Origin of the sequence: Prevotella pallens ATCC 700821 (assembly GCF_000220255.1) — a bacterium.
Classification (GTDB): Bacteria; Bacteroidota; Bacteroidia; order Bacteroidales; family Bacteroidaceae; genus Prevotella; species Prevotella pallens.
In genome coordinates, this window is sequence record NZ_GL982514.1 from 656,421 (window position 1) to 669,653 (window position 13,233).

General features: G+C 41.0%; 7 protein-coding genes. 5 read left to right on the plus strand and 2 right to left on the minus strand.

The features are described from left to right. Positions 1-30 precede the first annotated feature (30 nt). The 3 genes from HMPREF9144_RS11920 to HMPREF9144_RS11930 all read left to right on the plus strand — a co-directional run bounded on the left by HMPREF9144_RS11920 (position 31) and on the right by HMPREF9144_RS11930 (position 7,882). Complete coding sequence (locus HMPREF9144_RS11920; protein ID WP_006046364.1) at positions 31-1,725, plus strand: di-heme oxidoredictase family protein; 1,695 nt, start codon at positions 31-33, stop codon at positions 1,723-1,725. A gap of 282 nt (positions 1,726-2,007) precedes the next feature. Continuing rightward, positions 2,008-4,179 (plus strand): cytochrome c biogenesis protein CcsA, encoded by a 2,172-nt coding sequence (locus HMPREF9144_RS11925; protein ID WP_006046365.1) that lies wholly within the window; start codon positions 2,008-2,010, stop codon positions 4,177-4,179. 1,588 nt (positions 4,180-5,767) lie between these two features. Beyond that, on the plus strand, positions 5,768-7,882 hold the full coding sequence (locus HMPREF9144_RS11930) for a hypothetical protein (RefSeq protein WP_006046368.1): 2,115 nt from the start codon (positions 5,768-5,770) through the stop codon (positions 7,880-7,882). 286 nt (positions 7,883-8,168) lie between these two features. Here the strand turns inward: HMPREF9144_RS11930 and HMPREF9144_RS11935 are convergent, their stop codons facing one another. Then, on the minus strand, positions 8,169-9,530 hold the full coding sequence (locus HMPREF9144_RS11935) for a dipeptidase (RefSeq protein ID WP_006046370.1): 1,362 nt from the start codon (positions 9,528-9,530) through the stop codon (positions 8,169-8,171). A 295-nt stretch (positions 9,531-9,825) separates the two neighbouring features. Further along, positions 9,826-10,479 carry a rubrerythrin gene (rbr, locus tag HMPREF9144_RS11940; protein ID WP_040595923.1) on the minus strand — a complete coding sequence of 218 codons (654 nt, stop codon included), beginning with the start codon at positions 10,477-10,479 and terminating at the stop codon, positions 9,826-9,828. A 927-nt stretch (positions 10,480-11,406) separates the two neighbouring features. Here rbr and glmS point away from each other — a divergent pair. Together glmS and glmL are read left to right on the plus strand one after the other, a co-directional pair. Further along, positions 11,407-11,823 (plus strand): methylaspartate mutase subunit S, encoded by a 417-nt coding sequence (gene glmS, locus HMPREF9144_RS11945; protein WP_006046373.1) that lies wholly within the window; start codon positions 11,407-11,409, stop codon positions 11,821-11,823. A gap of 3 nt (positions 11,824-11,826) precedes the next feature. Then, on the plus strand, positions 11,827-13,212 hold the full coding sequence (glmL, locus tag HMPREF9144_RS11950; RefSeq protein WP_006046374.1) for a methylaspartate mutase accessory protein GlmL: 1,386 nt from the start codon (positions 11,827-11,829) through the stop codon (positions 13,210-13,212). Positions 13,213-13,233 lie beyond the last annotated feature (21 nt).

Consider the following 13,233-nt stretch of genomic DNA (forward strand, 5'->3'; position numbering starts at 1 on the left):
TTCGAACATATATTAATTTAATAAAGCATTATGAAACACAACACTTTTTTTAGCTATCTGTTTGCCGCAACAGCTCTTTGTTCGCTTGTTGCGTGCTCGGACGACGTTACGCCGCCTGGTCCCGACCAGCCACAAGAGCCTGAAACAAAATATGTTGGACAAGCTGTCGGCAACTTCAAAGCGGATGAATGGTATCCGGGGGGGCAACTTGGAACCACCGAAAACGTAAATACAGGCTGTTACGAAGATAACACTCCTGCTATAGAACAGCAAGGATTGCTCAATCGTTTCAACCAAGGCGATATGATGGCAAGTGCCAAATACACGCTGAGCACACCTCCTTACAATGGTTGGGGACCTATTGCTTCACGCCGTTCATGCGAATATTGCCACGCTGGAGGCTATGCACACGGACACAGTCGCGATAATATGGATCCTGTAATGGGTAATGGTTACATTGTTTCGGTGTACTATCCTGATGCACCCGGTAGCAATAATGGTACGCCAGTAGACCAATTAACTACCTTTACAATGCTACAAGCAGTGGAGCCTTTCCTACCTCCTGTAGATCCAAAACAGATTAATATCACCTGGCACAACGTTTCTTCTATGCCAAGCGGACTACCAATGCAGTTCCCCGACGGCGAAAAATTTAGCCTACGATACCCTTCTGTTAGCATTCCACAGACTGCTTTCAACACCGATCCTAAGCCAAGTGGCTACGAAGTACGCCTTATTGCATCGTGCAACTTCCAAGGTTTGGGCTTAATTGATGCCATTTCAAACGAAGATTTAGAGGCACAATACAAGCAAGAAGGTAGATTTGTTGAGCTTAATCCTGAGTTTTTCGACAACACTACCAAGACTTTGAAGCCTAACGCATGGGCAGAAGACGCTTTCGGAAACAAGTTTGTGAAGCGCTTCAACTACGACTTGCTCGATGGTTGTTTGGAAAACGACGTTGCTTTATGGGACGAATTAAACGTACTTCGCTCTGATATTAAGCACATTTGCTCTACCGAACCATGGGCAAAAGCTATGTCAGAGAACAACAACGTAATAGATTACATACAGAAAAATGGTGCCAACCCATCATCATACGTGCACCCTTACTACAACGATGGTACACGCGAAGGTATTAAAAAAGCACTTGCTTACCTGCTCTCTCCTAACGATAATGTAAACCTTTACAACAATCCTTACTTCAATTTCAAGCCTGAAATGAGCGACGATGCCTACCATTCATTTATGGTTTGGCACAGAGGTCTTGCCGTCCCACGTGCTCGAAACCTCAACGACAAGGCTGTTCAACGTGGTAAGGAACTGTTTACTGGCGAGTTAGGGTGTGCTCATTGCCACCGCGCTTCGTGGACAACAGGTGCCGACAACCATGGATCATCTGTAATTTTGGGCAACAAACAGCTGCCTAAATATGCACATCAAACCATCTATCCATACACTGACTTCATTCAACACAAGCTCGATATGAAGAACGATATACACGGTTCGTGGTGCCGAACAACTCCTTTGTGGGGACGAGGACTATCTCTTCTTAACTCTGGAGTTGAAGACCGACTACACGATGCACGTGCTAGAAACGAGATAGAGGCTATTATGTGGCACGCATACAGCAAGAATAGTCAGGCATACAATGCTGCTTTCAAGTTCTATAACTTGCCAAAGGCAGACCGCGATGCTGTAGTTAAGTTCATACGTTCTATCTAACGAACATTAAATTCTATCATACTTATTAAGAAGAAGATGCTATCCGCAAAAACGATATCCATCTTCTTCTTTTTCTCCAATAGGATTTTAGTATTTGCATACATCTTATTTTATTATAGGTTTGGCTAAATATTATCGGGACAGAACAGTAAAAAACGGCATCGGGAATAATAAAAACACAAGCCAAAAACAAATAAGATGTTGAATGTTGAATGCTATTTTACATATACAAAAAGAGGTAAACAGACTGCCTAATGGCAGATTTGAATTATTATTTCGCACATGCAAGTAAAGAAAACACTACAAAAAGTATACATAGCTATTATAGTTGTAATGGCGGTTGCAACCATTATTGGAAAGTATACTGGTTTAGATTACGTTTCAGATAACATTTTCGGAGCATGGTGGTTCAGTCTTTTGTGGGCTATAGGCACGGCTCTTGGCATTGTCTACTTCATAAAACAAAAGGTTCGTCGCCCCATTATTGTGCTCTTACACCTATCGTTTGTTGTTATTCTTGCAGGGGCATTGCTCACCCACCTCACCGCAAAACAAGGCATTATACACCTCCGACAAGGCAAAGCAACTACCATTTATATTAACAAAAATGGTGAAAACGAAAAACTACCTTTTACCATTTTGCTCAACAAATTCAACGTTTCTTACCATGCAGGAAATATGGCTGCTATGGACTACGCATCGAATGTAACCATTGTTAAGGACAATAAAAGGTCGCAACAGAATATATCTATGAACAACATATACACGGGGGCGGGTGTCCGTCTCTACCAAAGCAGTTTCGACGAAGATATGAAAGGGTCTTATCTTTCCGTAAATTCAGACCCCTACGGCATTCCCGTTACCTACACAGGCTATGCTCTTCTGTTCTTTGCATTGGTAGCAATGCTTGTTGAACCCAAAGGAAACTTCCGCCGTTTGCTCCGCAACAACGTTGCAAAAGGAACCGTTTCTATATTGCTTTTGCTATTCAGTGCAGCAGCAAATGCCCAAACCACATTGCCAAAAACTACTGCCAACCAGTTTGGAAAACTATTAATAGTATACAACGGACGCATCTGCCCAATAGAAACTTATGCCATCGACTTCACTAAAAAGCTTTATGGCAAAGCCAGTTATAAGGGTTTTACACCCTGTCAGATACTTACTGGTTTCTTGTTCTGGCAAAAAGAATGGATGGGCGAACCCATTTTACAAATAAAGGGTAGCGAAATGCGAACCAAAATGCACCTGAACGAATACATCGCGCCCAGTAGTTTGTTTAACAGTCAGGGCTATATCTTAGGTCCATATCTACAAGATGCACAGGGCGCACAAGATGGAATAGGCAAGGAAATACTTGATACCGACGACAAACTTATGCTTCTGATGAACTTGATACAGGGCGAAACGCTAAAAATATTTCCCTATACAGCGCCCAATGGAAGTGTAAACTGGTTTGCACCTACTGGCAAACTGCCACATTCTATGCCTGCAGCACAACAACAATACATACGTTCTATTCTTTCGTTAGCTGGGCAACTGGCTGTGCAAAACAAGGTTAGCACGCTCAACGAACTGATTTCTAAATTACAAAAATATCAATATCGCTATGGCAGTACCACCATACCAGCTGGCATAGCTATAAGTGCCGAACACATTTACAACAGTTTTCCGTTTGCTACAGTACTCTTCATAGTGAACCTTACACTTGGTTTGCTCTCCGTTTTCTTCCTTACTCGTCCACGTCGCTATGCTCTTTTCACGTGGCTTATGGCTGTGTCGTGGTGCGTTCTCACCTTTACACTGGCGCTGCGGTGGATAATAAACGGAACAATACCCATTGCCAATGGCTACGAAACTATGCTTCTTCTGTCGTGGCTCATTATGATTGTATCGATAGCAACCACACGCAAACTCCAAATTATGACTACTTTCGGACTGCTTGCCAGTGGTTTTATGCTGTTGGTTAGCCATTTGGGCGAAATGGACCCCAGCATAACGCCTCGTATGCCCGTACTAAACAGTCCGCTGTTAAGCATACATGTCAGCATCATTATGGTATCGTATGCACTACTTTCGCTCACTTTTGTTTGTGCAGTGGCATATTTCTGTACGCAACGAAGCACCAAAACCAATATCGTTCAGATTAATTCGCAACTCACTACCCTCTCTCAAATCTTCTTATACCCTGCCATTACCACGCTCGGACTGGGCATATTCATTGGTGCTATCTGGGCAAACATCAGCTGGGGAAACTATTGGGGGTGGGATCCAAAGGAGACATGGGCACTCATAACCTTTATGATTTATGCCATTCCCCTACACTTTCAGAGTCTGCCTAAGTTTCGAAAGCCAAACATATACCACCTTTTTATGCTTATAGCCTTCCTTAGTATTCTTATGACATACTTCGGAGTGAACTACATTTTGGGGGGTATGCACTCATACGCATAACGTTGGCGCAACACCAAAACCTGTCCCCTTACAGCCCATTACACGCATTTCGCAAGCTGTGGGGGCATATTTTTTGTGTCCATACATACACCAAAACCAACTGATGCCGTGTTAAAAACATTATAAATCACGACATTTACAATAGGAATACGCCATTTATTTTGCAGATTTATGTGCATTCGGGACACAATAAATCGCATATACGCCTTACGAAATTTCCCACAGACACACCGTTAGGCGTAGGGGACCGATTCATCGTGCCCGTATTTTTCCTTTGCCAAATCCGTATTTTCCCATTATTAAATACGTGTATTCGTTTCATCGCAAACACATTTCTGTTCCCCATTTTGTGGCATTTACGGATATGCGGGCACGATAAATCGGTCCCCTACGGCTGCTAACGGTCCGCTAATAACGCTGCTGCCGAATTGGAATAATATGGCAAACACTCCGCAAAATATCCACATTCAACCACGAAATACGTGCGAACGATTTGCAACAACATAACATTCAAAAATCAAAAACCATACTTTTGCAATACAAAAACCCCCTTTTTGCACGCCAAAAACCATACTTTTACACGGCAAAAACCATACTTTTGTTTTGCGGATATGTAACGTACAGATAGCGAACGCATTACAAACGTTCCGTGAATGTGCAACGAACACCCCAAAAACAGCCACGAAACACTCCGCCAGGCGTAGGGGCCGATTCATCGTGCCCGTATCCTTACATTGTCAAATCCGTATTTTCACATCATCAAATACACATATTCGTTTCATCGCAAACACATTTCCACATTATCAAATACGCATATTCATTTCATTGCACACACATATCCGTTCGTCATTTTGTGGATATATACGGATTTGCGGGCGCGATAAATCGGTCCCCTACAGCTGCTAACGGTCTGCTAATAACGTTGCTAACAGATTGAAATAATATGGTGAACACTCCGTGAAATATCTACGTTCAACCACGAAAACACCCAACGAACAATTTGCAACTATACAACTTTCAAAAAACAAAAACTATACTTTTGTTTTCCCTAAAATGTAATGCCATTACACCATAGCACAGAAACAACACACAACAGCACATTATATATAATGTATACACACTCTTATTATACACACCACACCACACTATCGCAATAGATTTACTCACCATCAGAAAACTTAAAAAATAGTTATCAGCCACCATAAAAGGCGAAAATGTGGCGCAAAATGTGAAAAAGATAAAAAAAATAAAGATATTACAGTCTACCTTTTGCCGTTCTAAAGAATATTACTAAATTAGCGGACGAATACAGAGAGATATAGAAATAAAAACCAAATATATCGATATCAGGCAGACTCTATCAACAATAGTTATAGTGTTTTTGCCCCTAAATCGAGAAGAATCCACCCCTAAACACAAGATGTATTACCAAATATACATCGGGAAATGCCAAAAGTGGATAGCTTAGAAAAATAGAAAGGCACAGAAAGTACGGCGAAAAAACAAATCGTCTGCCACAATGTGGAAACCCTAAAATGTGCCTTCAGTATATAAATCAAGTACTATTATTCATTACATTCTTACGTTTATGAGAAAAAACTATTTACAATTAGCCCTTGCGGCAACCTTAACAATGGCAGCAACAGCCACTGTTTCTGCTCAGCAAAACACTCAAAACGAGGTTCAAAAGCTTACACGAAGCGTACTACCGCAGCAGTCTAAAATTACAACAGCTGCCTTTAGCCTCAACAAAAATGTGGCTAACGTACCCCTAACAACAGTTTATAAGGCTGCAAATCCGTATGGAGAAGAACAGCAAGTAATGTTTGAAGACTTCGCAAAGATGACTTCAGGAAGCGAAGCTACCCCCGATACAGAGGCAAACATAATTAAAGACGAGTTTGAATACCCTTGGATTAACACCAAAGACGAATATTTTAAACAAGCAGGTTGGGGTTCTGGCAACGCATATCCCGCAGGCGGAACTGTTTATTTGGACTCTAATCCAAACGATATGGCACACATTAACACGCCAATGCTTAACGTAGCCGCAAACGGAGGCATAGCTTGGATTCGATTTAAAGCACGTGCTAAGAACGCCGGAGATAACCCACAAGTTATGGTAGAGGCTGCCGAAACCTTCAATATGTCGCCCTCTTGGCGCATGATGGGTAGTGCTGCACTTCCTCAACTCAGCACAGAATGGAAAGAATATTCTATGTTCTTCTATGGCGGAGGCGAATATACACTCTTCAATATCGTGTCGGTTATGGCACCAGTGTATATCGACAACATCGAAGTTTTCACAGTTAAACAACACATTGGCACACCAACCGCATTGCCACATACCAACTATGAGGGTACCAGTTTCGATGCTAATTGGACACCAGTAGAGGGTGCTACAGGCTACAAAGTGAATGTTTTCACACTCAATAAGGAAACTGGCAAGGCTGAATATCTATTCGAAAACAAGCCCGTTACCACAAATAAGTTCCACGTAACAGGTGCAACGTCTGGACAAACATACTTCTATAATGTGGCTGCAACTAAGGATAATTATACATCAATACCATCTGATAAGATGTTCGTATATAACCTTGAGGCTCCTGTTTTGAAGGATGTTACCAACTTAGATAGGAATAAATACACTGCAGAATGGAGTACTGTTCCTTCAGCAGAACGCTATAACTACATTGCATACTACGACCGTAAAGCCGACAAAACTGGCGAATTTGTAGTTACAAACGAAGATTTCACAGGCGTTAAAGACGCTGATGGAAACCTTACAGGGTGGACTAAAGAAGATCCTAACCCAGGTTCGTACGACTCTTACTATATTCCAGAAATGAAACAAGCAGGTTGGAAAGGTACACAATATGCACCTTACACCGACTATATATGCTTAGACGGCTGGCAATATTACCACAACCACCAAGACGCAGGACTTATTTCGCCAGAGATGGATATGTCTAAAGATGGTGGAAAATTCACTGTTAATGTTAAATTAGCCGGAGCTTCGACTATCGCAATAGATGAAAACAACAACGAGTTCACTGCTTATACACAAGCGGCTTTCGCTCTTTTCAACTACAACGAAGCCACTTGCGACTACGAACAAGCAGAACTTATATACCCCGAAGGCTATCCAAAGGCTGTTAATGGCGACTGGAAAAACTTCACAATAAACTTTACTAAGGGTTCAAAAAAGTCTATAATAGGTATCTACGCTGTATATGCTGACGAGCATCTCTACCTCGACGACCTGAAGATTACACAGAAATATCAGGCAGGAGAAAGCCTTAACGACCCATTCATATTCCGTAGATGGTTACAAGAACCTAAGGTAGACATTACCATTCCTGCATTTGTTGGTAAGTCAGATGTTAGTCATCGTGTAACAGCTTTCAAGACAAACAGCGATAGAAACGTAAAAAAACAATACGTAGAAAGTAAGTTTAGCGAACTAAAGAAGGTGGGCACAGCCAACGGTATTAGCAATATTGGTCTTTCTAAAGCAGTGGTTAAGATGGAAGGCAACAATGTTTACGTAAACAATATCAATGGCGAAAACGTCCAAATATATACTCTCGACGGACAACTTGTGTACAATAACAAGGGCGAAAAGAACATTCGCGTAGCCTTAACACAGCACGGTGCTTACATCGTAAAGGTGGGTGACAAGACTATTAAGTTGGTTTTTTAATGTAGTCACATAGTATTAGTTGGGGCATACCAGGCTTTCTGGTGTGCCCTTTTTGCTTTTATGCGGTGCACAATAGATATTCTGGAGTAGCAAGACACCCTATTTGTGCCAACAAAAGTTGTTAGAAATATTAATATAGTTAGGAGTTTTAGAAAGCAAAGATGGCTGTTTTACACCTAAAAAATATCCAAGAACAATGGTTCTCGTTATAGTTTTATAAAGCAAAACAGCCAGCTTCTATAAATGTTGTCCATAGAAACACAACGTTTTCTATGGACTTTCGTGTTTACAACTTGTCGTATTCCAGATGGAAATTAATAACAGCTTCGATAGATTTCCAGTACATATCGAGCTGAATATTCTCGTTTGGAGAGTGAATAAGGTTCGATTCTAAGCCGAAACCCATAAGTACTGTCTTCACACCAAGCACCTCTTCGAAGGTTGCAATAATAGGAATGCTGCCACCACGACGTGCTGCAATGGGTCGTTTACCAAAGGCTTTTTCAAACCCACGCTCGGCTGCTTTGTAGGCAGGAAGGTCTATTGGACACACATAACCCTGCCCACCGTGCATCGATTCTACCTTTACTTTCACGGTTTTAGGTGCTACACGTTGGAAATAATCTACCACCATCTGCCCTATTTTTGCATGATCTTGGTGTGGAACAAGCCTACATGATAGCTTTGCGTATGCCTTAGAAGGTATCACAGTCTTAGCTCCTTCGCCCTGATAACCACCCCAAATGCCACAAACATCAAAGCTTGGACGGAAGCCAGTGTGCTCTATGGTGCTGTAACCCTTCTCTCCGAACAGCTCATCAACGTCTAACGAGTTTTTATAAGCAGCCTCATCGAAAGGTATTTGTGCCACCATTGCACGTTCTTCTGGCGATACTTCCTCTACATCGTCGTAGAAACCGGGGAACTGAATCTTGCCATCTTTGTCTGTAACATCGGTTATTAGTTTGCAGAGCACGTTTATTGGATTTGCCACAGCTCCACCAAAGTGGCCCGAATGTAGGTCGTGGTTGGGTCCAGTTACCTCTATTTGCCAGTAGGCTAAGCCACGCAGACCCACTGTTAGCGATGGTATGTCTTTGGCAATCATACTAGTATCCGATACCAAAATTACATCGCACTTCAGCAATTCCTTATGTTTTTTACAGAAAGCCTCTAAACTTGGCGAGCCAATTTCCTCTTCTCCTTCGAGTATAAACTTTATATTGTGCTTTAATAGGTTGTTCTTAACAATATATTCGAATGCCTTTGCCTGAATAAACGACTGACCTTTGTCGTCGTCAGCCCCCCTTGCCCATAGACGTCCGTCCTTAATTACGGGTTCAAAAGGTTCGGTTTTCCAAAGTTCAAAAGGTTCTGCTGGCATCACATCGTAGTGTCCATAGATAAGAACTGTACGGGCTGCAGGGTCTACAATCTTCTCTCCGTACACCACAGGATTACCATCTGTTGGCATTACTTCTGCCCTATCTACACCCGCCATTAGCAACAATTCTTTCCAACGTTCGGCACAACGCACCATATCGGCACCGTGTTTATCGGGTTGAGCACTCACACTGGGTATGCGAATCAGACTGAATAGCTCTTCAAGTATTCGGTCTTGGTTTTCCTTTATATACTCTTTTATCATTTTGTTTGGGTTTAAAGGTTAAATGTTTCTTGTTGCAAACTTACATATTTTAAACGTATTTAGCGAAGGAAAAAGGCAAAATGTTATGTACTCACTGCCATTTGTAGGGTATAAACACCGCTTTTATGTGCAATATGCGCTATATTTTTGCTTTTATTGAATAGCACTTCAATGGCATAAAAAAAGCGAAATGCCATATTGGGCATTCCGCTTTTTATGTTTCTTAGCAACGTATTGGCAGCAGAAGAATGGAGAGATTAAACTGCCAACACTGCCCTTTTAAAGGCTAAATTGCTTAGAAATTGTTTTCTTGCAACTGGAAATAGCTCTGTGGGTGACCACAAACTGGGCATTCTTCAGGTGCATTTTTACCTATAACAATATTGCCACACTGGCGACATTGCCATATTGCAGAGCCATCGCGAGAGAAAACAACCTTGTCTTCTATATTCTTTAGCAACTTGCGATAGCGCTCTTCGTGCTTCTTTTCAATAGCACCAACAGTGCGAAACTTAATTGCAAGCTCTGGGAAACCCTCTTCCATAGCTTCTTTTGCCATATTTTCGTACATATCGGTCCACTCATAATTCTCGCCAGCAGCTGCATCTTTAAGGTTTGCAACAGTGTCTGGAATACCAGCATCGTGTAGAAATTTAAACCACAACTTAGCGTGCATACGTTCGTTTATGGCAGTTTCTTCAAAGAGAGCTGCTATTTGTTCGTAGCCATCTTTACGTGCCTGACCAGCATAATAGTCGTATTTCATACGTGCTTGACTCTCTCCTGCAAATGCAGTTTTAAGGTTTTCTTCGGTTTTTGTACCTTTAATTGCATTGGCATCAAATGCTTTAAACTTCTCTGTTTTAGCATGACAGATTGGGCATTCTGCCGGTGCTTCTGTTCCTTCGTACATGTATCCGCATACAGTACAAATAAATGTCTTCTTCATAATGTTCTGTTTTTGTTTGTTATGTGTATCTTTTTTAGTGGGCAATGTGGTTATTCCTGAACACATTTCTTGCTTTCTTCCTGAAAGAGAAATATATTTTTATCGTGTTATTGCCCTATCTGAAAATCTTTTTACCATATTGGATATAATCCAAAAAAATCTTAATCGCACTGCAAAATTACGAAATATATATGGCAACAACCAACAATTTCAAAATATTTTTCGTGCAAAAGCAAAGTTTAGACAACGACTAAATAAACACTTTTCCCATCTTCTTAAATTCGTTTTCGTTTCGTTCTCATAATAGGCTCCTATATTATAATAAGGTGTAATATACGCAAACACGGTATGGGTAGGCATTGCTTAATTAGCCATTTTGTGCCGTGTAGAAAGGCTAAATATATAATTCAGTAACCAACTAAGTATCAACGCGTTATAAAAAACCCTATTTTTGCATTGCAAAAACCCCCTTTTTGCCGTGCAAAAGTATGGTTTTTGACGTGCAAAAAGGGGGTTTTTGAAATGCAATACCCACTAAACTATCTCAAATATGCTAAGAATAGCAAAAACACATACACCACAGCAACCATAAAAACTACAGAAATACAAATCTACATAACTACAAAAAGATGAAGAAAAAACTACACCCACCTTAATGTTGTATAAGTTATTATAGATCAAGACTATGCCATACTATCAACAAAAATATAGCGTCCATTTTGTTATAGAATGTAAAATAGAACCGAATAATAGACGAATCGAACTGTTAAAAGATAAAAAGAAGACAGTGTAAACATACGTTTAGGTAAACAATTGTTAATTTTTGAAATTTGTTGGACAATTCTTTGTCATTTAAGAATTAAGGTTGTAAGTTTGCAAAAAATATACGAAAATATATAGAACCTAACTCAAATTCATTAGATTGCTATGGAAAAAAAGACAGTAGTAACTGGAGTTATTGGCGCTGACGCACATGCGGTTGGCAACAAAATTATTGCTTTTGCGCTCGAGCAGCACAACTACAATGTAGTAAACTTAGGTGTTATGGTGGCACAAGAAGAGTATATCGCAGCTGCCATAGAGACCAATGCAGACGCCATTTTAGTATCGTCAATGTATGGTCATGGCGAAATAGACTGCCAGGGACTACGCCAAAAATGCGACGAAGCAGGCTTAAAAGGTATTCCAATCTTTGTTGGTGGTAACCTCGTAGTGGGAAAACAAAACTTTGAAGATGTTGAAAAACGTTTCCTCGCAATGGGTTTCACAAAAGTATATCCTCCTGGAACAGACATCGAAATCTCTATTAAAGACCTCGATAAAGTTTTAGGAAAGGAAGATTAATACATGAAATATCTTACAGTAGACTTTGGAAGCACATACACTAAGCTAACAGCTATAGACACAGAGATAGGAAACGTTATTGGAACTGCAGCCGCTTTCACAACCATCGAAACCGATGTTATGGAAGGATTTAATAACGGTTTGCAACAACTCGAAGCACAAATAGGACACTTCGAATACGATAGACTACTCTGTTGCAGTAGTGCTGCCGGTGGATTAAAGATGGTTGCACTTGGATTAGTACCCGAACTTACAGCAAAAGCTGCCAAAATGGCGGCATCAAGCGCAGGTGCAAAGGTTGTAAAAACATATTCGTTCGAGATATCACAGGCAGAACAACAAGAAATTTACGACATTAATCCCGACTTAGTTCTACTTTGTGGAGGAACAGACGGTGGCAATAAAGACGTGATTATAGCCAATGCTAAACGGCTATGTGCTATCGACCGCGACTTCTCTATCATAGCTGCAGGAAACAAAACAGCCTCTTACGAACTCGACCAAATATTTAAAGCATCTAATAAAAAGAAGTGTGTCATTACAGAAAACGTAATGCCACAATTCAATGTCATAAATATTAACCCAGCAAAACAAAAGATTAAAGAACTGTTTATTAGCCGAATTATTGAAGCAAAAGGACTTACAAGAATTCAAAAAATGAGCGGTTACGACATCATACCTACACCGTTAGCTGTACTAACAGGGTGCGAACTGTTTAGCAAAGGGTACGGACGCGACGAAGGAATGGGCGATATGATGGCTGTAGACCTCGGCGGAGCAACCACAGACATATACTCTATGGCGAAAGGAGAACCCACAATAGCCGAAGTTATAACCAAAGGTCTACCAGAACCATATAGCAAACGCACCGTAGAAGGCGACCTCGGAATGCGCTATAGCCTAACCGCAATGGCGGAAGAAATAAATATGGAAGTGTTTGCAGACGAACTTGGAATAGACCAAAACAAGATAGAAAACTGGATAAAACGATGCGCTGCCGAACCAGCAACACTTCCACAAAACGACGAAGAAGCACGCATTGAACAAGGATTGGCACGCAATGCCGTGAAAGTAGCCGTAGAAAGACACTGCGGATACTTCGAACCAGCATACACACCAATGGGACAAGTGTTCACCTTAACAGGAAAAGACCTCTCGGATGTGCCATTTATAGTAGGTATTGGAGGCTCCATTAAAAACAATTCAGACCCTAAGAGTATACTAAGCGGTGCAGAAAAGAAAGCATCGCGCGACCCAATGTTTGCCAAACCAAAGGCTCCAAAGTATATGTTAGATAAGAAATACATCTTCGCATCTATGGGATTGCTAAGCAATTTCGAGCCACATCTGGCACTATCCATTATGAAAAAGGAAATTACGGAAATATAAATAGTCAATAGTACTAATATT